Source organism: Acinetobacter sp. Tr-809 (assembly GCF_011753255.1).
Classification (GTDB): domain Bacteria; phylum Pseudomonadota; class Gammaproteobacteria; order Pseudomonadales; family Moraxellaceae; genus Acinetobacter.
Genome location: NZ_VWVZ01000006.1, coordinates 232664 through 254038, shown reverse-complemented (window position 1 = coordinate 254038; position 21375 = coordinate 232664). Strand labels below are relative to the sequence as shown.

Here is a 21375-nt window from a genome sequence, read left to right as displayed (position 1 = left end):
TTTTAAGCAATGATTTTTAGCAAGAGAGCTGTTATAACTAGGCCTATAATGATTCAATAAATTGGAGTAAACATCCATGTCAAACATGCAACTCGACACGCTTAGACGCATTGTGCAAGAAATAAATGCGTCCGTCAGTTTGCATGATTCTTTGGATATTATGGTCAATCATGTGGCCGATGCCATGCATGTCGATGTTTGTTCAATCTACTTGTTGGACGAGCGTAATCGTCGTTATGTGCTCATGGCCTCTAAAGGCTTAAAACCTGAAGCTGTGGGTACCGTCTCACTCAGTGTTGGTGAAGGTCTGGTGGGACTGGTCGGTCAACGAGAAGAAATCGTTAACTTAGACAATGCACCCAAACACGAACGTTTCGCTTATTTACCCGAAACAGGTGAAGAGCTATTTAACTCTTTCCTTGGTGTGCCTGTCATGTACCGCCGTAAGGTGATGGGTGTTTTAGTTGTTCAAAACAAAGAGTCTCAAGATTTTAGTGAAGCTGCTGAATCCTTTTTAGTGACGCTTTGCGCGCAGCTTTCAGGTGTTATTGCCCATGCACATGCGGTAGGAAATATTGATGTATTCCGCAAACCCAGCAATGGTCCTAGCTATAAAACCTTCCAAGGTGTTTCAGGTGCTGGCGGTGTCGCTTTAGGTCGTGCCATCGTGTTGTACCCTCCTGCTGACCTTGCTGCGATTCCAGATCGTGAAGCAGAAGACATTAGCGATGAATTAGAATTATTGGATCAAGCTATTGCTGCGGTACGTTTAGAGATTCAGTCCTTAGACGAGAAAATGCAAGACTCACTGATGTCCGAAGAACGTGCCTTATTTAGCGTGTTCTTGCGCATGTTGGATGAAAATGCTTTACCAAGTGAAATTAAAGACCATATTCGTGTCGGTAGTTGGGCTCAAGGTGCTGTACGCAAAGTCATCGATAAACATGTTGCGCTGTTTGCACAAATGGAAGATGACTACCTGCGTGAACGCGTCTCTGATCTGAAAGACCTCGGTCGTCGAATTTTGGCTTGCTTGCAAGAAAATGATACCAGCCACCGTGAACTCAGCCCTGACAGTATTTTGATTGGAGAAGAAATCAGTACTGCAGCCTTAGTTGAGCTCCCTGTAGATAATATTGCTGCGATAGTGACCTCTGAAGGTGCCGCCAACTCGCATATGGTGATCGTGGCACGTGCGCTCGGTATTCCAACTGTAGTCGGCGTGACTGAATTACCCATCACCACACTTGATGATATCGAGATGATTGTCGATGCCTATCAAGGACGTGTCTTCGTCAATCCACCGCGTCGCCTACGTCAACGTTATAAAGAGGTACAAAAAGAAGAAGAACAAATTGCTAAAGATTTGAAGCAATACGAAACCAAAGATGCGATTACGCCTGATGGTGTATCAATTCCTTTATTCGTCAATACAGGCTTGATGATTGACGTTGTTCGTGGTGTACAACGTGGTGCCAAAGGTGTCGGTTTATATCGCAGTGAAATCCCATTCATGCTACGTGAACGTTTCCCTGGTGAAGAAGAACAACGCGCTATCTACCGTCAACAGCTGAGTCATTTTGCGAACAAACCTGTGATTATGCGAACCCTCGATATTGGTGCGGATAAAGATTTGCCTTACTTCAGCATTGAAGAGGAAAACTCAGCATTGGGCTGGCGTGGCTTACGCTTTACCCTAGATCATCCTGAAATTTTCTCTGCGCAAATTCGTGCGATGCTGAAAGCCAGCATTGGTCTAAATAATTTGCATATCCTATTGCCGATGGTGACCAGCGTCAGTGAAGTCGAAGAAGTACTGTATCTGTTAGAACGTGACTGGATTGCGGTACAAGAAGAAGAGCAAGTCAAAATCACCAAACCAAAAATCGGGATTATGGTTGAAGTACCAAGCGTACTTTTACAGATCGATGAATTTGCTGAATTAGTCGACTTTTTCTCGGTGGGTTCTAACGATTTGACCCAGTATTTACTGGCTGTGGATCGTAATAACCCACATGTTGCCAACGTCTATTCGCACTTCCATCCATCCGTACTACGTGCCTTAAAACGTTTGGTTCAAGACTGTCATGTCCATCAAAAACCAGTTAGCGTTTGTGGTGAAATGGCGGGGGATCCATTATCAGCAATTCTACTCATGGCAATGGGCTTTAATACCCTTTCAATGAGTTCGAGCAATATTCTCAGAGTACGCAAAGCGATTTGCCATGTACCAATGACTGATGCAAAGAAACTATTGGATGATGTGTTACAAATGAATAATCCACTGGTGATTAAAAGCTGGCTTGAACATTATTTTAAAACACATGGTCTTGCCGACATGGTCAAATCTAATCGTATGTTGAATGTCTGAAACAGACTTCAACTGGTAAAAAATGCAAACATAAAAAAGGCGACTTTCTATAAAGTCGCCTTTTTTATTACAGTATTTATTTAGCTGAACGCAGGTAAATCTGCTGTTTACCGCCATTCAAAGTCACGCTTGGAAATTTACGATCGTAATCAATCACAATCGCATCTTTACCAGTTAGATTCTTGGCATCCGATTCCCAAGTCACATAGTACTTGATTTGAGCATCATCTCGAACTGAAGGTTGAATAAGCTTGCGGTGATCTGCTGGGACAGTAAAATCAACTGCAAATGGTACTTGAGAAATCTGGACTTTTTTCTGCTGAATCAAAGTCGCTGGAACATCTGCGATCTGACTGTCCACTGCATATAAACTTACAGTACCCTGCTGTTGCGTAACCGTATAATTACCTTGTCCAACAAACTCAACATTCAATGAATTTGCTTTAGTCTCATCTTTTTGTGGCATGGAAGTACAACCTGCTAAAACAGTTAAAGACAACCCGAAACTCAATGCTAACTTCTTCATTTTTTTAATCTCTTAAAAGATAAGCACAAAATAACATAGCGCACATTAAAATCCTGAGGATTTACATATCTCCTACCGAGCATATCGTTTCAGACAGTCGAATCGTTTGAATAAAGTGCAATCGTTTAAAATACGGCAGTTAAAGCCAGTCTAAATTCAACCGAGGTAAAAGGATTACGGAAATGTCCTAACTTACTTTTACATAACTCCAACATGTAAAAGTAGCTGCTCCTCATGCACGTTAAGCCATTTTTGTTTCTTCTAACCAAGTCTTATATTGATACTCGATCAAAACCAAGTAATACAGTAAGTCTTTATTTTTTATTTATCTTTTATCTTTTTTTAACAAATCTAACATTCAAAAAAACCCAGTTCATGTTTAAGATTTAGACAGCTTCAATCGAATAAAGCATTTATGACATCAACTTTAATCCATTGGAAAAAAAGCTTTCATCAACCTACAGTAAAAATACAAAGGATGTGAACTTGATCATTATAAATCGCATTTAGGCATCTGAAATTTCGATACCCAATTTGCACATGAGACAGTTAAACATTCATATCTTTGAACGGTCAAACAGTTGAGATGGTCTCACTCACGGGTCATCTTGATGGAGATAGAACATGAGCCAAGACGATAAAAAATGTCCTTATAGCCACTTAACTACTGACTTCGGCGCACCTGTCGTCGACAACCAAAATAGTATGACCGCTGGCGCTAGAGGACCATTATTAGCCCAGGATTTATGGCTGAATGAAAAACTTGCCAACTTTGTCCGTGAAGTCATTCCTGAACGTCGTATGCATGCCAAAGGTTCTGGTGCATTTGGCACATTCACCGTAACCCATGACATTACCCAATATACTCGCGCTAAAATTTTTAGCGAAATCGGTAAAAAAACTGAGATGTTTGCACGTTTTACTACGGTTGCAGGGGAACGTGGTGCAGCGGATGCAGAACGAGATATCCGAGGTTTTGCCTTAAAGTTTTACACTGAAGAAGGTAACTGGGACATGGTCGGGAACAATACTCCTGTGTTCTTCTTACGTGATCCACGTAAGTTCCCAGATTTAAACAAAGCGGTAAAACGCGATCCTAAAACCAACATGCGTAGTGCAACCAACAACTGGGATTTCTGGACATTACTTCCAGAAGCCTTGCACCAAGTGACGATCGTGATGTCTGATCGCGGTATTCCTTCAAGCTACCGCCATATGCATGGATTTAGTAGCCATACCTATAGTTTTATTAATGCAGACAATGAACGTTTCTGGGTGAAATTCCATTTTAGAACACAGCAAGGTATTAAAAACCTAACTGATGCTGAAGCTGGCGAATTAGTTGGTCAAGATCGTGAAAGTCATCAACGAGATTTATTTGATGCAATTGAGCGCCAAGATTATCCAAAATGGACGCTTTTTGTACAAATTATGCCAGAGCAAGATGCAGAAAAAGTTCCTTACCACCCATTCGACTTAACCAAAGTGTGGCCTCACGGCGACTATCCATTGATTGAAGTTGGTGAGTTTGAATTAAACCGCAATTCAGAGAACTTCTTCTTGGATGTGGAACAATCTGCTTTTGCACCAAGCAACTTGGTGCCAGGTATCAGTGTTTCACCAGACCGTATGTTACAAGCACGTTTGTTTAACTATGCGGATGCTCAACGCTACCGTCTCGGTGTGAACTACCAACAAATTCCAGTCAATGCAGCGCGTTGCCCTGTGCACAGTAATCACCGCGATGGTCAAGGTCGTACGGATGCAAACTATGGTGGCTTACCACATTATGAGCCAAACAGCTTCGGTCAGTGGCAAGAGCAGCCTCAGTACAAAGAGCCACCATTGAAAATTAATGGTGATGCTGATTTCTGGGACTATCGTGAAGATGACAGCGACTACTTCAGTCAACCACGTGCCTTGTTTGAATTGATGACACCAGAGCAACAACAAGCATTGTTTGGCAATACTGCACGTGCGATGGGTGATGCTTTAGACTTCATCAAGTATCGTCATATCCGTAACTGCTATGCTTGCCATCCAGCTTATGGTGAAGGTGTTGCAGCAGCACTAGGGCTTAGCGTTGCCGATGCTCAGGCAGCACGTGAAACTGATCCAGCACGTCATTTGCCAAGTTTTCTCTAAACTTTAAACCTCGAAAACAAAAAGCCATCTTCGGATGGCTTTTTTTATGGAACTGGGTGACAATTTATTCAAAACAACATCAGAAAAATAACCATGCAAAATCGATTAGAACAACTGATTCAAACTCATAACATCATCCTATTTGATGCCGAATGTGTGTTGTGCTCAGCATGGGCTGGCTTTATGATCAAACATGATGTTGAGTACCTGTTCAAACTGGTCTCTGTTCAATCCAATATTGGGCAGCAACTCCTTACCTATTGCCATCTTCCTACTGATCATTTTGAAACAATGGTCTTACTGGAGAATGGTCAATGCTATACCGAATCGAACGCATTTCTACGCATCATTCAACGGCTAGACTCCCCTTACGCCAGTTTAAAATATGCGCGTGTTATCCCTAAAGTCATCCGTGATTTTGCTTATCGTCGTATTGCACTCAATCGTTATCGCTTATTTGGTCAAAATGAACAATGCTATCGAGTGACACCTGAAACTCAGCAACATTTTCTCTTGGATGAGGTCTGCACATGAATCACGAGAACCTGACCATTCAACGGATTTTGAAGTTTTGTCAGTTGATTATTGCAAGTCTCTGGATTTATCAAGGACTCATTCCGAAACTGATTTTTCAAGTCGAAGGTGAACAATATGTTTGGCAGCAACTTCATGTGCCTGCGCCTTATATTGCATGGATGATTTCACTGTCCGGCATTGCCGAGATCATTTTTGGTAGTCTGTTTTTATTTTTAACTCACAAATATTTGCATTGGCTCAGCATTATCAGCCTGATTGGGCTATTTATTTTCGTTTTGTTTATTTATCCCAATCAGATCTATCAAGCCTTTAATCCTGTAGTCATGAATATTGCGCTGGCAAGTCTTTCGATGATTTCAATTTGGTGTCTTGACACCCTTCGAGATACTAAGCACGAATAAAGTGCCCTTCGCGGATACAATAGAAGGGATTCACCAATTTCGAGGATGATTTCATTGCTTGTTGAAGTTCATGCTCAGGAGCATCTCGATCTTCGTCAGTCAGTTGAAAAGTTCGATAATGAATCGCCAGAGAACGGTGAGCGTGTAAGTCTAAATGGGCATGGAATGCATCTTGAGGGTTCATATGGACATATCGCATCAACATCCGCGGTTCATAAGCCCCTATCGGCAATAATGCCACCCGAACATCGCCATAACGCTCATGGATTTGTTTGAAGTGTGTGGAATAACCCGTATCCCCAGCAAAGAAACAATGTCCTGTTTTAGCAAGTAAGGAAAAACCACCCCACAATGCTCTGTTCTGATCACGCACCCCACGTCCAGAAGTATGCTGTGCAGGTGTATAGGCAATCTTCAACTCATCATGAAACGGGATTTCCTGCCACCAATCCATTTCAATCACATGCAAATGTTTAGGTAGGTAATAACCATTGCCTAAGCCCGTATAAATCGGCATTTCAAATTTTTGATGCAACCACTCTAAAGTTGCCAAATCCATATGATCATAATGGTTATGACTGAGTAGCACGCCATGAATGGTCGGCAAGTGCTCTAAGGCAATCCCTGCTGGGCAAACACGCTGTGGGCCATTGCCCTGTTTCGGGCTAACATACTCACACCAGACTGGATCGGTCAGAAAATTATAGGGTCCGATTTGAATTAACACCGTCGCATGACCGACAAACCAGATTTGCCAATCATTCATATCAGCATGTGGGCGATTCTGTGGAAGTTCCAGCATGTGATTACGCATGTTCCATTCATGCGAACGATCTACAGTCCAAGTCGATGATTTACGTGTTGCCAACCATTTGAGTAAGCCTTTACGATCAAATGGTGTTAAGGGTTTCTGTAAATTATAGAAACGATCAATCCCACAATGATCAGAAGCTTCATGTGGAAAAGGAGGTTTCCCCCAAGTATGGCTCAAGCAAGATTGTGTCGGCAATTGGTAGGTTAATGTCGGCTTATCTTTCATGTACGTCTTCTTTGGTGGAATCTCATCGCATGAGGTGAATGGTTTGGTATCCCGTTTAGGTCATGGATTATTTTTTAACGCGATAGCCTTTCAAATCATGATGATTTTTTTAGGATTCTCGTCTTATTCCAAATCACTATAATCGGTCTTTGATCCTAACATAAGCTTGTTAGTTATGCTGATTTTCTCTGGTAGAGTCAACACAATTTTACCGAACTAATAACGCATAATCACAATTTAGGTCACGGCCTAAATTTCATCTTTTACTCTATTTCTTTTATTTTATAAAAAAGCATATTGTATATAAAACCACCTCAGATATAATGCGGCAACAACATGATGTTCTCATCACGATAACTAAAATAATAGTAAGACACTCTTGGACCAGTCTTATGGAATTACGTCATTTACGCTATTTCATTACCGTTGCTGAAGAGCTAAGTTTCAGTAAAGCAGCGCTTAAATTACACACGTCTCAGCCTTCACTCAGTCAGCAAATTAAAGATCTCGAAGATGATGTTGGGGTGCAACTGTTGCATCGTACCAAACGCAAAGTGGAGTTAACCGACGAAGGTCAAGTTTTTCTGGAACAAGCACGTTTAACCCTCACTCAAGCTGACAAAGCTGTCACCATGGCGCGACAGGTTGCTGCGGCCAAAGTACAATGCTTAAAAATCGGCTTTGTCCCTTCTGCGGAAATTCGTATTTTCCCTTATATTTTGCCGCGCTTAAGAGTTCGACTGCCCAAACTGCAAATTCGTACACTTAATCTCAAAGAAAGCGATCAAATCGCCAAGCTTAAAAAAGGTGAGCTGGACATTATTTTTATTAATCAAAAATTTGAAAATGAAGCTTTTGCCAGTCAACTGGTGTTAAGAGAACCTTTGATGTTTATGCTTCCCAAGCAGCATCCTTTAGCACAATATTCAGAAATCACTACAGCCCAACTCAAAGATTTTCCATTAACGATTCTGACCCATAAGCTCTCCCAGCCTTTAGCTCGAACAATTACACAGTTCATTAAACAACAGCAAATTCATTTTCAAAGTATCGATGAAGCCAATAGTATTGCCGAAGCGCTCCAAGCCGTACATTCGGGGCATGGTTGCGCCATTTTACCCGCCTATATCCAAGCCTTGGCCACTGACCAGATCGTCGTCAGACCATTGCATCACCCATTGCCCTGTCTCGATGTTTTTATGAGTTATCCAAAAAATGAATTGAACCTTGCCACACAGCAATTCCTAGAAGAAATTCGGCATATATTTGGCTTAGATGGTTCCCATTTGAATTCGCACTAAATTTCTCATAAATAAAAAAGCCGAATCAATCGGCTTCGTTATTCTTTAAGCAAAGCCAATTGGCCTAGGCATTACTAAAAAATGCAGCGAATTTTTGGTAACTTGGTCGCTGTTTAATGTTTTCTAAATAGTGTTCAATCGCTGGATGAGACTGTACCTCTCCCATCTTAAGCTGCCAAAATAACATCGCAGCAACCGTCACATCTGCAGCCGTAAACTGTTTACCACATAAATAGGGATCAACTTCACTGAGTCCTTGCACAAAGGCGTTATAGGCATCTTGATAATCACCATATCCTACAGAACCTTTCTGATCGGGTTTCACTTCAACGCCCAGCATTTTATTAGTTGAAGCTGCTTCCCAAGGCCCAGAGATGAAGAATAACCAACGATAATACACGCCACGTTTTGGATCATTCAATGCGGGCGCCAAGCCTTTATCCGCAAATTTATCGGCCAAATAAGCACAAATTGCATCTAGCTCATACACCACCACATCACCATCGACAAGCACAGGTACTTTGCCAAAAGGATTAATTTTTAGGTATTCAGGGGCTTTCATTTCCGTTTGGAAAGCCACCTCAATGCGTTCACATTGCACACCTAACTCGATGAGTAACCAGTCGACAACGACGCCACGTGAAAAACTATTGGTATAAAGTTTAAGTGCCATTTTGATATTTCCTTGGTGAGTTATTCTTATTTCAATGTAATTGTTTTGATTGTCAGTTTATGTCAGTAGTCGAACGACAAACTTCTTGTGTCCACCATTGTTGAAATAATTGCTGTTTGAATTGCGGGTAAAGCTCCTGACTTAAGCTCAGCGCTCGAATTCGATCAATACGGAAGTGACGAAAACTTTTACGTAGCTCACACCATGCCGCCAATACAATTCGATCATTAAAATAACCTAGCGCAAATGGCCACAAAATACGAGAGCTTACCCGTTGTTGTTCATCGGCATAATCTACGGTAATTTTTAACTGCTGACGGATGGCTAAACGCACTTGCTCCACCAAAGTTTCATCAACAGGCAACCAAACATTGATGGATCTTAAAGTGGTTTGTTTAAGTTGCTGCTGACAATGTTCAGGCAGTACCGCATTGAGCTTTGCCAACACCGAAGTCGAGGCTGATTTCAACGCCAGATCAGGAATATCGTTCAACCAATTTAAAGCTAAAAAAATTGCTTCGATCTCAGTTTCATTCAGCGTCATGGGTGGCAATAAGAAATCTTGTTTCAGTTGAAACCCTAGTCCAGCGGCAGCATCAATACACACGCCCTGCTCACGTAAGGTTTCAATATCACGATAAACACTGCGCTGACTGATCTGCAAACGCTCTGCCAACACCTGCGCGGTCACAGGATAGCGATATTCTCTGAGCAACTGTAATAGATTGAGCAAACGGATTGAACGACTCATACGATCCCTATTGTTATTATGGATGATGGGAGTGTGAACACTCCCATCATTGTCGTTTCATATGATGTGGATGGATTAATTCTCGGTCAAGGCAGCAACATTTAGCATACTTTTCAAATAAGCATGCAAATCATGCACATTGTGCGCGATGGCGAGTGGCTGAAATTGCTGCAAGGTTTCAATGCTATGCACACCATAACTCACCCCAATACGCGGCATATTCAGATTTCGAGCCATTTCTAGATCATAACTGGTATCACCCACCATAACAGCACGATCAGCAGCTACATCCATTTCAGTCAAAATTTCCTGCAACATCAATGGATCAGGTTTAGATTTGGTTTCACTGGCTGCACGGGTAATATCAAAGATCTCATAACTATTGGTTTGTGCTAAAACTCGATCTAAACCCTTACGACTTTTGCCTGTTGCCACAGCGAGCTTTAAGCCTTGCTGTTTTAGATCAGCCAGTAACTCTGCAACACCGCTAAACCATGCGTCCTCTTTGGAGTTCGCGACATAATGATCTGCATAACACTGCAAAATGTCTTGCTGTAAATGCGGCACTTGTGGAAACAAGATCTGCATGACTTCGGGTAAACCTAAGCCAATAATGCTTTTTGCTGCTTCATCTGTCAGCGGTTGTTCAAATTGTTGTGCTGCATATTGCAGGCTTGCCACGATTTGCCCAACCGAATCGAATAAAGTGCCATCCCAGTCGAAAATCACTAACTCGATATTTTGATTCATTTCTGCTTTCTCAACTGATCGATCACCTGTTGCATATCTTCAGGCATTGGCGCTTCAATGGTTGGATAGTTTGGAATCTCTAAACGCATTGCATGTAGACACAAACGACGCGCTTCAGGGCCTGTATATGCCGTATTGTGCCCATATTTATCATCCCCGACTAAAGGATGACCAATACTTAAACCATGCACACGAATTTGATGGGTCCGCCCCGATAACGGTGACGCATGTACCAAAGTAGCTGATTTAAAGCGTTCAACTACTTTCCAATCGGTCTTACTCGGCTTACCTTCTTTGGTCACACGAACGCGACGTTCGCCATTGGCAAGTTCATAACGCAACAATGGTGCATCAATCAATTGCTGATCCAGACTGACTTGTCCTTTGACGATCGCAGCATACGTTTTTTGAATTTTATGCTCACGCAATAAGTCTTGCAGCAGCTTTAAAGTACTACGCTTTTTACTGATCATGACCAAGCCTGAAGTATCTCGGTCAATCCGATGGATCAGCTCCAGATATTTTTTACCTGTCGCGGCACGTAGAGCTTCGATTAAGCCATAAGCCACACCACTACCCCCATGTACGGCAATACCTGAAGGTTTATTCACAACCAATAGCCCTTCGTCCTCATATACCACACGGCTGAGTAGGCTTTGTGCCACGCCATCACTAACTGGTGCCGCAGTTTCATCCTTTTGTTCATAGCGGATTGGTGCGACACGAATCTGGTCGCCAATATTCAAACGTGTTTCTGCTTTTATTCTTTTTTTATTAACGCGTACTTGCCCTTCACGAATCAAACGGTAGATTCGACTTTTTGGAACACCTTTTAATCGGGTAAATAAAAAATTATCTATTCGCTGCCCGTCTTGATGCTCATCCACGTCAAACCAAGTGACACTTTGCCATTGTTGTGTAGAATTCATACGCTCGATTAATCCAAGATTTGCTAAATATGATTAAAAAATGATCATTTAGCTAAGTTATTTCACAAGAAACCTAAACTTAGCCCATAGGCAGATGCTGCAAGGTTTGGTATATTCAGCGCACGGATACCACCGTAAGTGAGCATCAAATCAGAAATTTTATTTAGATAAAATTTTCAATCGATGAGATATTCACCAACAACTCGGATAGGTCCTAAAGAATTATGCCGACGCCGAAGGCTTATTATATCGGCAAAATGGCAAACTGTTGCGTTTAATTGTGCATATGCACATACAGTTTGTTCAGAAAAAATATGTCGCCAGCAATTTGCTGGTTATTAAACGTAAACTGATCCACATCAGACAATTTGCTCCCTGATGTCGCATTCAGGCTAAAGCGTTGATGCATTGGAACTGCTAAGCAGAGATACGATGATCATTCCGTATCAAGACTTCCAGATGGATCGACTTCAATGCTTAATGACAGTGAAAGTCACCATCCAATGCACCGCTCACCCGCCAGTGAAGCGTACAGGAAACTTTGATTATGTCGGATCTAGTGATATTTCACAGATGTAAGACATACATGAAATATCAACGGATTCAAGATTGAAGCAGTATTGCCGACATCAAAATAACCGTATCAAAACCCCAGCTGGATATTTACAGTCAGTGGTTTCAGAGCTTCCTACACAAAGTTGCTTCTGAGTCTTGATCGCGCCAATTTGATGTTTGCTCAAAAATATTGAGCTTGTTGTTTGTGTGCATCACTATTAGGTGTCACACCCATGAAACGTATGTTGATTAATGCAACCCACGCCGAAGAAGTTCGCGTTGCACTTATCACTGGTAATCGTCTTTACGATTTCGATTTAGAGAATCGTACTCGCGAACAAAAAAAATCAAATATCTATAAAGGTCACGTCACTCGCGTTGAACCATCTTTAGAAGCGGTTTTCGTTGAGTACGGCGCACAGCGTCAAGGCTTTTTGTCTATGCGAGAAATTGCAAACTCGTATTTCAAAGCTGACCCTCGTCAAACTTCAAATATTCGTGAACTCATCACTGAAGGCACTGAATTACTGGTTCAAGTTGAGAAAGAAGAGCGTGGCAATAAAGGTGCTGCCCTTTCTACTTTTATCTCACTTGCTGGTCGTTATTTAGTTCTCATGCCAAATAACCCGAAAGGTGGTGGCATCAGCCGTCAAATTTCGGGTTCAGTACGTGAAGAGCTAAAAGAAATTTTAGCGTCTTTAAATGTACCGCGTGGCATGAGTGTGATCGTTCGTACTGCGGGTATTGGTCGCACACAGGAAGAGTTACAACTCGACTTGCAACATTTGCTTGACCTTTGGGCGCAAATCCAAGGTTCTGCAAGCACTGGTCCATCACCAATGCTGGTTCATCAAGAAGCTGGTGTGGTGACACGTGCCATCCGTGATTATTTACGTGATGATGTGGCTGAAATCCTGATTGATAGCGAGCAAGCCTATAACGAAGCTTATAACTTCGTAAAAGCAGTCATGCCGCGTCAACTCGACAAACTCAAAACCTATACCTTGAACGAGCCATTATTTGCTCATTTTGGTATCGAAAGCCAAATCCAGACTGCCTATGAACGTGAAGTAAAACTTCCTTCAGGTGGTTCAATCGTGATTGACCAAACAGAAGCATTGGTATCGATCGATATCAACTCTGCGAAATCAACCCGCGGTCATGATGTTGAAGAAACAGCTTTAAATACCAATTTAGAAGCTGCCGAAGAAATCGCACGTCAACTTCGTTTACGCGATATTGGTGGCTTAGTCGTAATCGACTTCATCGACATGACTAAAGACCGCAACCAGCGTATGGTTGAAGCGAAATTACGTGAAGCAACGCAAAGCGATCGCGCACGTATTCAATTCGGTCAACTGTCACGTTTTGGTCTCATGGAAATGAGTCGTCAACGTTTACGTCCTTCTTTAGAAGAAGCGACTGGCTACGTTTGCCCACGCTGTCATGGCACAGGTATGGTACGTGACTTACGCTCACTATCACTTTCGATTATGCGTAAGGTTGAAGAAATTGCACTACGCGAGCGTCAAGGTGAAGTTCAAGTTGAAGTCCCTGTAGAAATTGCAGCATTCTTATTGAATGAAAAGCGTCACAGCTTGGTTTATTTAGAACAAACCTCGAATGTACGTGTTACCGTGTTGCCTCACCCGCACTTAGAAACACCACACTACCAAATCCAGTTCAATCCAGATGGTTTTGCGCCTTCTAGCTATGAACGTACAGAAGCAACCCGTTCAAGCGAAAAAGAACTTGGTTATGAGTCTTCTGACTGGCATTTAGAAGATGCAGAGCATCATCATGCTGCACCTTCACAAAATCAAGCAGCTGCACCACAGAAGAAAGCAAACCAGCAACACGCTGCGCAAGCAAAACAGACTCAAGCAACGACACAAAAGTCAGCGAGTCCTTGTGCTTGGTTAGAGAACCTATTTGTTCAAAAACAAGCGCAAACCACTGATCAATCTCGTTCTGCACAAAATGCAGCAGCCGCGATTGAACAAATGGTGAACAATGGTGCTGTGAGCCGTGGTCAATTTGGTCAAGTGACTACACCTGTTGTCGCTGAAGTTGCTGCTCCAGCTGCAAACAATGCTTATATTTCACAAAATCCTGTGAAACAAGAAGCGCGTGAAACATTTGAGAAAGACGAAAAATCACATCGTCCAAATCAAAACCAGAAGAAACGCAAACACAAAGAGCAACGTGAACAACATGTTCATGCGCATGAACAACAAAATCAAGTGCATGAAGAAGTCGTTCAACTGTCACGTCAAGAACAGCGCCAAGAACAACGTGAGCTAAAACGTCAACAAAAACGTCAGCAGCCACAAGAATCTCAAAACCAGCAACAGCATCATGATGCTGCTCAAGGCAATGAGTCTGCGCCTTTACCACGTCGTGACCGTAACCAGCAACGTCCAAATCGACCGAACCGCCACCGTGATCAAAGTGTTTTAAACGAAACACCTGCTGCACCTGAAACTGCAGTAAATTCACAGCAAGTGAAAGTTGATGTTATTGATACACCACGCGTAGAGCCAATGAACACTGCGTTGATCGTGAATCTTGATCAAGGTCAAAGTGAAATTGTTGCATTGAATCCACAACAGGCACCAACACCGACTGCTAAAGCAGAAAAGGTAAAACCTGTAGTCGAGAAAGTTGAAACGCCAGCACCAGCTCAAGTAGAACAAACAGCTACTGAAAAGGCAGCAGACGAAGAAACTGTACAAGCACCTGCACAACGTGCCAGCAATGATCCTCGTTCACGTCGTCGTCAGCGCAATAATCAAACTGCACCGAAAACGGCTACAGTCAAAGTTGCTCTATCACAGACGCCTACACTTGGTCAGTACACAATGGGTAGCTTAATCCGCCATGTCTATGGTGATGATTGCACAATCCTGATTGAGCAATTTGGCTTAGTTACAACCTTCAACCGTGCTTTACAAAAGTTCGCTGAACAACATGCAAGTAGCTTAGTGACGGAAACTGTAGTTGAGAAAGAAAAGCGTCCTGTAACACGCGATGCTGAACTTCCGACGCAAAAACCAACTGAAGAAGCTGAACCAGCGCCAGTGTTAGCATTAACACCACCAGACGCAGCGGCAGTTCGTGTTGCCAATGACCCTCGTGAGCGCCGTCGTTTAGCGAAACTTGCTGCGGAACAAGCGAAAGAAGCACATGTTGCCTCAAATGCGACGCCAGCTGCTGTAGAAAGCACTGAATCGAAAGAAGAAGTGAAACAAGCAGACGATGCAGTCGTCACAGAAGCAACCGTAATTGCACCTGAGCAACAACCTTTAGAACTTGCCAGTACAGATGCTGTAGCTGATGTTGCACCAGTTGAGGCTGAAGTAGTTGAACCTGCTGTAACTGCTGAAGTTGAAACCGTAAGCGAGACTGTTGCAGAAGTTACTGAATCTACTCAAGCTGTTGAAAAAGCTGAATCTACGGCTGAAACGGAAGCAGAAGATGAAGCAGCGAAAGCGGAAAAAGAGAAATCAAACCGCCCTCGCCGCCCTCGCGGACGCCCACCGAAAAAGACCACCGCTGAGTGAGTAATTTGCTAAATTGCACTCAATAAGGCTAAGCCTAGTCATTTCGATGACTAGGCTTTTTTGTTATTTTGTCAAATTAGGTTGATTGCTCTAGGCACTTACCATTACAAAACAGCATTAACAAAATGGTGTGAATGGTTGTGTTCTAACGGATAGCCATTTCTTGGATTGATCGAAAAATAAATAGGATTGATATGAGCCAAACTACGCAGACCGATATTATTACCCTTGGTGATGTCGCTACTCGACTTCCTAACTTCATCACTAAAGTACCTCATATCCTCAATGGTCTTAAACAAGCATATTTGCGAACGCCAACATCTCCTGCTGGTTTAGGTATTGCCTTTGAAAAAGCAGTCAAGCGTAACCCTCAAGGCATCGCACTGTTATTTGAAGATCAAAGCTATAGCTATCAAGCACTCAATGAATGGGCAAACCAGATTGCACATTACTACTTATCACTTGGGGCAAAGAAAGGCGACGTGATTGCAGTGATGGTTGAAAACCGTCCAGAGCTGATCGCTTCTATTGTTGCTTTGGCAAAAATTGGCGTCACTATTGCACTCGTCAATACCTCACAAGTCGGTAAAGTGCTTGCACACAGTATCAACTTGGTGAACCCAATTGCAGTCATTGCAGGGGAAGAAGTCCGTGCTGCGATTGATGAAGCACGCCAAGACTTAAAAGTTGCTCAAGATCGTTTCCACTGGTTTGCCGATCAAGAAACGCGTAAAAATGCAGGGATTGCACCACAAGGTTATGTGAACCTTGCGCAACAAATTGACCAATTTCCAAAATTCAATCCATCGACTACCCGCACCGTGACAGGTAAAGATGGTTTGTTCTACATCTATACCTCTGGTACAACAGGCTTACCAAAAGCCGTGATTTTCACCCATAGCCGCTGGACACTTGCTTATGGCACCTATGGTCATATCCTGAACTTAGGTAAAGATGATGTGATGTACGTGACCCTCCCGCTTTACCATGCAACAGGTGTAGTCGTGTGCTGGTGTGGTGTGATTGCAGGCAGTGCAACACTTGCCGTACGCCGCAAGTATTCAACCAGTGCATTCTGGAAAGATGTACAGAAATTCAATGCCTCTGCAATTGGTTATGTCGGTGAACTGTGTCGTTACTTGATTGATGCACCTGTCACAGAACAAGATCGTGCCCATCGCGTGACTAAGATGATTGGTAATGGCATGCGTCCAAATATCTGGGGCAAGTTTAAAGAACGTTTTGGTGTTGAAGAAGTACTTGAACTTTACGCATCTAGCGAAGGTAACGTTGGTTTTAGCAACATCTTCAACTTTGACAACACTGTAGGCTTCTCTCCAACACCATACGCGATCGTTGAATTTGACAAAGAAAAGAATGAATTAGTTCGCGATAAGAAAGGTCACTGCAAGAAAGTGAAGACTGGTGAGGTTGGCTTACTGATTGGTAAGATCACCAGCCGTTCACCATTTGATGGCTACACCGATCCAGAAAAGAACAAATCTGTGATTTTGAAAGATGTGTTTACCCAAGGTGACTCATATTTTAATACTGGAGACTTGGTCCGTGATATTGGTTTCCGCCATGCACAGTTTGTTGACCGTCTAGGTGATACATTCCGCTGGAAAGGTGAAAACGTTTCTACAACAGAAGTAGAAAACATGGTCTGCGAATATGAAAAGATTGCCGAAGCAGTGGTATACGGTGTTGAAATTCCAAATACCAATGGTCGTGCAGGTATGGCTGCGATTACCTTGATCGACGGTGCAGAACTGAATGAAGCGGATTTAAGCGACATGGTTAATGTGTTTAAAAAATGCTTACCATCTTATGCCATTCCTGTTTTCTTACGTGTTCAAGAGAAAGTGGAAACGACTGGGACATTTAAATACCAGAAGAATAAACTGAAAGAAGACTCATTTAATCCAAGCAAAACTTCTGAACGTTTACTGGTTTTATTACCTGGTGCAAGCAGCTATAGTGATGTAAATACTGAGATCTTTGATAATATTCAAAGCTATCAATACCGTTTCTAGTTTATTTTTTAGCTAAATAAGAGGAAATCGTGCTTTTTATAAACAATCATGCACATGTTTTTTAATTTCCTCTTGTGTTAGCTGAATAAGTTGCTAGAATACGCAACATCAAAACGAAGACGCATTTAGAACAAATTAGTTTTTCTTGCGAAGCTTGTTGAAACACTTGCTTAGGGTCGTTAGCTCAGCTGGTAGAGCAGCGGACTTTTAATCCGTTGGTCCCGCGTTCGAATCGCGGACGACCCACCATCTAATGTTTTGATAGTTTGTAAAATGTATTTTACAAATGCCTGTTAGAGGTTAAGCTACAGAAAATCATAGATTTTCTCTTGCGCTCAGGTAAAACGTTGTTTTACTTACCCTCGCTCAGGGTCGTTAGCTCAGCTGGTAGAGCAGCGGACTTTTAATCCGTTGGTCCCGCGTTCGAATCGCGGACGACCCACCAAATTCTAAAAAGCCTCATCATTGATGAGGCTTTTTTATTTTCTATTTAAGTTCTTTCTAAAAGATGACAACAGAACTGGTTTTACTCTAAGCATCCTTGCTCAAAGTCATCATGTGTTGAAATTATAAAAACGCTTCTAATACCGAATTTAAAAAGATATGCCCCTGCTCGGTACAGGCAATTCGATCCTGATCAGCAATGAGCAGTTTTTTCTCACGCAACTGATGCAACGTCTCATTCAAATCTTCCAACGCCAGCCCTGTACGTTGAGCATAAGATGCAGCAGCAATACCATCATTTAAACGCAAAGCATTCATCATAAATTCAAAAGGTAATTCCTCAGCTTCAATAGGCTTCATTTGCACATGCTCTGCTGGAACTTTGGCTAAATAATCTTTCGGCAAGCGGGTTTTCTGGAACCGATAAACCCCATCTGGTCGGGTAACTTTGCCATGTGCACCTGCACCAATCGCCAGATAATCACCAAATTGCCAATAATTCAAATTATGTGCAGATGGTTGTTCTTTACGCCATGCTGAAACTTCATAATTCACATAACCATTGGCTTTTAAATACGCCTCACCCTTCTCTTGAATATGTTCTAAAACTTCATCTTGAGGCAATACAGGCTGGGTGCGGAAGAAAACCGTATTTGGCTCAATGGTCAGTTGATACCAGCTAATATGTGTTGCACCCTGCTCCACAGCCAATCTCAGGTCGGTTAAGGCCTGCTCCTCAGTCTGTTGGGGTAAACCATGCATCAGATCGACATTGACGCGCTCAAAGCCTGCCTGACGCGCCTGCTGAATGGCATCCAATGCATTATTGGCTGAGTGGATACGACCTAAGCGCTGTAAATGTTCAGGATCAAAACTTTGAACACCCAATGACAAACGATTAATGCCCACCGCCAGATAATCAGCAAATGGATCATGCTCAACCGTCCCAGGATTAGCTTCCAGTGTAATTTCACAGCCAGCTTCAAAGTCTAAACGTGCTTTGAGTTGATCAAACAACCATTGATAACCTTGTGCAGAAATCAGTGACGGTGTCCCGCCACCAATAAACACACTATGAATGGATCTGCCTTGCGCCATTTCAACCTGAGTCTCAAAGTCAGCCACCAGTGCAGCAAGATATTGCTGTTCCAAATCCAACGACAATTGCCCATCAGGTACAGCGTGCGAATTAAAGTCACAATAAGGACATTTACGTACACACCATGGCATATGGATATACAAGGACAGTGGGATATTTGCTGGATTTAACGGACTCAAAATACAAGCTCAATGACAGAACCTGATTATTTTAACATGACTCGACTCGGCACGGTTGCAGCATCAATACGCATACGGCTTATCATCCCCTATGTATTCAGTTAGACTGAAAGCATAAAGAACAATTAGACCGATAATATGATGAAAATTTCCAGCCAATTGCTATTTATACTGCCCCTCGCTTTAGGGATTGGCATAGCAATGGCCTTTCAAACGGCGATCAATGCACAACTTCGAGAGTATCTGAACTCACCACTACAAGCCGCGTTGCTTTCCTTCTTGATTGGGACGATTATTCTAGCCTTGCTGGTTTATTTTCAAGGTGCAGACAAACCCAGTTTAGTTGAACTTTCACAAATTCCTTGGTATCTGTGGTTAGGTGGTTGTCTTGGGGTTTATGCAATTAGCATGAGCATTTATACTGCACCTAAACTCGGATTTTTAACTTTTTCAGGTTTAGTGATTTTTGGACAATTGGTGATTTCCATGTTGATTGATCACTTTGGCTGGTTAGGTACAGACAAAACACCGATCAATTGGCAACGTCTACTGGGTAGCATTGTGATTTTTATTGGTGTGTTATTAACACTACAACGCTAATTCCCCCATTTTAATAAGAGTATTTTTTGTGTCCCATGCCACAACCAAGCGCTTTGAACTCAAACAGCTATTTCATTTGATGTTTCCAATTCTAATTACACAGTTTGCCCAAGCTGGATTAGGTTTAATCGATACCATTATGGCAGGTCATCTTTCTGCTACGGATTTGGCAGCGATTGCAGTCGGTGTTGGACTATGGATTCCGGTCATGCTGCTCTTTGCAGGAATAATGTTGGCAACAACACCTTTGGTTGCTGAGGCACGTGGTGCAAGAACACCCGAAAAAATTCCAACCATTGCCCGCCAGTCTTTATGGGTTGCTGTCATTCTCGGTATTGTTGCGATGCTAATTCTGCAATGTATGCCAATGTTCCTGCCCCTGTTTGGTGTGCCTGAAAGCTTAATACCGAAAGCAAGCCTGTTCTTACATGCAATTGGCTTTGGTATGCCTGCAGTGATGATGTATGCAGCTCTACGAAGTTATTCAGAAGCGTTGGGACATCCACGTCCTGTCACAGCCATTAGCTTGATTGCCTTACTGGTATTGATTCCACTGAACTTTATCTTTATGTATGGCTTTGGGCCAATTCCAGCATTGGGCAGCGCAGGTTGTGGTTTTGCAACAGCGATCTTGCAATGGCTGATGTTTATCACTTTGGCCATTTATATTTCCAAAGCCAAAGCCTATAAACAGGCACCAGTCTTCACAAAATGGGAAAGAATTGATCCAGTTTGGATTAAACGCATTTTAAAACTGGGTTTACCCATTGGGCTTGCTGTATTTTTTGAAGTCAGTATTTTCAGTACAGGTGCGATTGTACTGGGTCCGCTTGGTGAAAATGCGATTGCAGCTCATCAGATTGCGATCTCAGTCACTTCTCAGCTGTTTATGATCCCACTGTCTTTAGCCATTGCATTAACCATTCGTGTTGGCATGTATTACGGTGAACAAAACTGGCATGCAATGCGCCAAGTACAAATCGTGGGATTGATTACGGCCACGATCTTTGCAGCCTTGACCATGACATTGATTGCGCTTGCGCGCCCCTATATCGTTGCGATCTATACCACGGATATTAATGTCATTCCTGTGGCGATGTACCTACTCTGGTTTGCGATGGCCTATCAGCTAATGGATGCATGGCAAGTTAGTGCGGCAGGTTGTTTACGTGGTATGCAAGACACTCAAGCCCCGATGTGGATCACCTTAATGGCGTATTGGATCGTCGCCTTCCCGATTGGTTTATACCTTGCTCGCTATACAGTTTGGGGCGCTGCTGGTGTCTGGCTCGGTCTGATTATTGGTTTAACTATTGCCTGTGTACTACTGATCGGCCGTTTATATTTGAACAATAAACGTTTGGCACAACGAGCAGGTTTCAATACATAAAATTTTACACGTATTTAGTGTTATTGATTAAGGGTAGTAAGGATGCTGCTCTTAATCTCATCCCCTCATCGATACATCTTTTATAT

17 protein-coding genes and 2 tRNA genes are annotated in these 21375 nt (G+C 42.6%); 12 read left to right on the top strand and 7 right to left on the bottom strand.

Annotated elements, in window-relative coordinates:
- The first annotated feature begins 76 nt into the window (after nt 1-76).
- Nucleotides 77-2371: a phosphoenolpyruvate--protein phosphotransferase gene (gene ptsP, locus F3J02_RS14820; protein WP_167250471.1), complete on the top strand. Its 2295-nt coding sequence runs from the start codon at nt 77-79 to the stop codon at nt 2369-2371.
- Between the two features lie 76 nt (nt 2372-2447).
- Here the strand turns inward: ptsP and F3J02_RS14815 are convergent, their stop codons facing one another.
- Nucleotides 2448-2897 (bottom strand): hypothetical protein, encoded by a 450-nt coding sequence (locus F3J02_RS14815; protein WP_167250469.1) that lies wholly within the window; start codon nt 2895-2897, stop codon nt 2448-2450.
- A gap of 624 nt (nt 2898-3521) precedes the next feature.
- On the opposite strand from F3J02_RS14815, the gene F3J02_RS14810 reads away from it, so the two are divergent.
- The 3 genes from F3J02_RS14810 (at nt 3522) to F3J02_RS14800 (ending at nt 5980) form a co-directional block, all read left to right on the top strand.
- Nucleotides 3522-5042, top strand: coding sequence for a catalase (locus tag F3J02_RS14810; protein ID WP_167250467.1), 1521 nt, complete (start codon nt 3522-3524; stop codon nt 5040-5042).
- Between the two features lie 93 nt (nt 5043-5135).
- Complete coding sequence (locus F3J02_RS14805; RefSeq protein ID WP_167250465.1) at nt 5136-5576, top strand: thiol-disulfide oxidoreductase DCC family protein; 441 nt, start codon at nt 5136-5138, stop codon at nt 5574-5576.
- Nucleotides 5573-5980: a DoxX-like family protein gene (locus F3J02_RS14800; RefSeq protein WP_167250463.1), complete on the top strand. Its 408-nt coding sequence runs from the start codon at nt 5573-5575 to the stop codon at nt 5978-5980. The genes F3J02_RS14805 and F3J02_RS14800 overlap by 4 nt, the downstream gene beginning before the upstream one ends.
- Here F3J02_RS14800 and F3J02_RS14795 read toward each other — a convergent pair.
- Nucleotides 5967-7019: an MBL fold metallo-hydrolase gene (locus F3J02_RS14795; protein ID WP_167250461.1), complete on the bottom strand. Its 1053-nt coding sequence runs from the start codon at nt 7017-7019 to the stop codon at nt 5967-5969. The genes F3J02_RS14800 and F3J02_RS14795 overlap by 14 nt on opposite strands.
- A 392-nt stretch (nt 7020-7411) precedes the next feature.
- On the opposite strand from F3J02_RS14795, the gene hcaR reads away from it, so the two are divergent.
- Nucleotides 7412-8320, top strand: coding sequence for a DNA-binding transcriptional regulator HcaR (hcaR, locus tag F3J02_RS14790; RefSeq protein WP_167250459.1), 909 nt, complete (start codon nt 7412-7414; stop codon nt 8318-8320).
- Nucleotides 8321-8384: 64 nt separating this feature from the next.
- On the opposite strand, the gene F3J02_RS14785 is transcribed toward hcaR, so the two are convergent.
- From F3J02_RS14785 to F3J02_RS14770, 4 genes are all read right to left on the bottom strand, one after another.
- Complete coding sequence (locus F3J02_RS14785) at nt 8385-8993, bottom strand: glutathione S-transferase family protein (protein ID WP_167250457.1); 609 nt, start codon at nt 8991-8993, stop codon at nt 8385-8387.
- 52 nt (nt 8994-9045) lie between these two features.
- Nucleotides 9046-9744: a helix-turn-helix transcriptional regulator gene (locus tag F3J02_RS14780; RefSeq protein ID WP_167250455.1), complete on the bottom strand. Its 699-nt coding sequence runs from the start codon at nt 9742-9744 to the stop codon at nt 9046-9048.
- Between the two features lie 75 nt (nt 9745-9819).
- The gene (locus tag F3J02_RS14775) at nt 9820-10494 is read right to left on the bottom strand and encodes an HAD family hydrolase (protein ID WP_167250453.1); all 675 of its coding nucleotides are present in this window, start codon (nt 10492-10494) and stop codon (nt 9820-9822) included.
- Entirely contained in the window at nt 10491-11423 is a 933-nt protein-coding gene (locus F3J02_RS14770; RefSeq protein WP_167250451.1) for an RluA family pseudouridine synthase, read from the bottom strand. The genes F3J02_RS14775 and F3J02_RS14770 overlap by 4 nt, the downstream gene beginning before the upstream one ends.
- Nucleotides 11424-11855: 432 nt before the next feature.
- Here F3J02_RS14770 and F3J02_RS14765 point away from each other — a divergent pair, with 432 nt between their 5' ends.
- The 5 genes from F3J02_RS14765 (at nt 11856) to F3J02_RS14745 (ending at nt 18022) form a co-directional block, all read left to right on the top strand.
- A complete protein-coding gene (locus tag F3J02_RS14765) occupies nt 11856-12002 on the top strand; it encodes a hypothetical protein (RefSeq protein WP_004637771.1) in 147 nt (48 codons plus the stop codon).
- 209 nt (nt 12003-12211) lie between these two features.
- On the top strand, nt 12212-15541 hold the full coding sequence (locus tag F3J02_RS14760; RefSeq protein ID WP_167250449.1) for an Rne/Rng family ribonuclease: 3330 nt from the start codon (nt 12212-12214) through the stop codon (nt 15539-15541).
- Between the two features lie 194 nt (nt 15542-15735).
- The gene (locus F3J02_RS14755) at nt 15736-17577 is read left to right on the top strand and encodes a long-chain-acyl-CoA synthetase (RefSeq protein ID WP_167250448.1); all 1842 of its coding nucleotides are present in this window, start codon (nt 15736-15738) and stop codon (nt 17575-17577) included.
- Between the two features lie 173 nt (nt 17578-17750).
- Nucleotides 17751-17826 (top strand) — tRNA-Lys (locus tag F3J02_RS14750).
- Between the two features lie 120 nt (nt 17827-17946).
- Nucleotides 17947-18022, top strand: a tRNA-Lys gene (locus F3J02_RS14745).
- 122 nt (nt 18023-18144) lie between these two features.
- On the opposite strand, the gene hemW is transcribed toward F3J02_RS14745, so the two are convergent.
- On the bottom strand, nt 18145-19299 hold the full coding sequence (gene hemW, locus F3J02_RS14740; RefSeq protein WP_167250446.1) for a radical SAM family heme chaperone HemW: 1155 nt from the start codon (nt 19297-19299) through the stop codon (nt 18145-18147).
- Between the two features lie 138 nt (nt 19300-19437).
- Here hemW and F3J02_RS14735 point away from each other — a divergent pair, with 138 nt between their 5' ends.
- Nucleotides 19438-19899, top strand: coding sequence for a DMT family transporter (locus F3J02_RS14735; protein WP_167250444.1), 462 nt, complete (start codon nt 19438-19440; stop codon nt 19897-19899).
- Nucleotides 19900-19927: 28 nt separating this feature from the next.
- Nucleotides 19928-21289, top strand: coding sequence for an MATE family efflux transporter (locus F3J02_RS14730; protein WP_251110203.1), 1362 nt, complete (start codon nt 19928-19930; stop codon nt 21287-21289).
- Nucleotides 21290-21375: the final 86 nt, after the last annotated feature.

What these genes read in the sequence shown, in the direction of transcription:
- ptsP (WP_167250471.1), top strand. Translation starts at nt 77, where the DNA reads ATGTCAAACATGCAACTCGACACGCTTAGACGCATTGTGCAAGAAATA.
- F3J02_RS14815 (WP_167250469.1), bottom strand. Translation starts at nt 2,897, where the DNA reads ATGAAGAAGTTAGCATTGAGTTTCGGGTTGTCTTTAACTGTTTTAGCA.
- F3J02_RS14810 (WP_167250467.1), top strand. Translation starts at nt 3,522, where the DNA reads ATGAGCCAAGACGATAAAAAATGTCCTTATAGCCACTTAACTACTGAC.
- F3J02_RS14805 (WP_167250465.1), top strand. Translation starts at nt 5,136, where the DNA reads ATGCAAAATCGATTAGAACAACTGATTCAAACTCATAACATCATCCTA.
- F3J02_RS14800 (WP_167250463.1), top strand. Translation starts at nt 5,573, where the DNA reads ATGAATCACGAGAACCTGACCATTCAACGGATTTTGAAGTTTTGTCAG.
- F3J02_RS14795 (WP_167250461.1), bottom strand. Translation starts at nt 7,019, where the DNA reads ATGAAAGATAAGCCGACATTAACCTACCAATTGCCGACACAATCTTGC.
- hcaR (WP_167250459.1), top strand. Translation starts at nt 7,412, where the DNA reads ATGGAATTACGTCATTTACGCTATTTCATTACCGTTGCTGAAGAGCTA.
- F3J02_RS14785 (WP_167250457.1), bottom strand. Translation starts at nt 8,993, where the DNA reads ATGGCACTTAAACTTTATACCAATAGTTTTTCACGTGGCGTCGTTGTC.
- F3J02_RS14780 (WP_167250455.1), bottom strand. Translation starts at nt 9,744, where the DNA reads ATGAGTCGTTCAATCCGTTTGCTCAATCTATTACAGTTGCTCAGAGAA.
- F3J02_RS14775 (WP_167250453.1), bottom strand. Translation starts at nt 10,494, where the DNA reads ATGAATCAAAATATCGAGTTAGTGATTTTCGACTGGGATGGCACTTTA.
- F3J02_RS14770 (WP_167250451.1), bottom strand. Translation starts at nt 11,423, where the DNA reads ATGAATTCTACACAACAATGGCAAAGTGTCACTTGGTTTGACGTGGAT.
- F3J02_RS14765 (WP_004637771.1), top strand. Translation starts at nt 11,856, where the DNA reads ATGATCATTCCGTATCAAGACTTCCAGATGGATCGACTTCAATGCTTA.
- F3J02_RS14760 (WP_167250449.1), top strand. Translation starts at nt 12,212, where the DNA reads ATGAAACGTATGTTGATTAATGCAACCCACGCCGAAGAAGTTCGCGTT.
- F3J02_RS14755 (WP_167250448.1), top strand. Translation starts at nt 15,736, where the DNA reads ATGAGCCAAACTACGCAGACCGATATTATTACCCTTGGTGATGTCGCT.
- F3J02_RS14735 (WP_167250444.1), top strand. Translation starts at nt 19,438, where the DNA reads ATGATGAAAATTTCCAGCCAATTGCTATTTATACTGCCCCTCGCTTTA.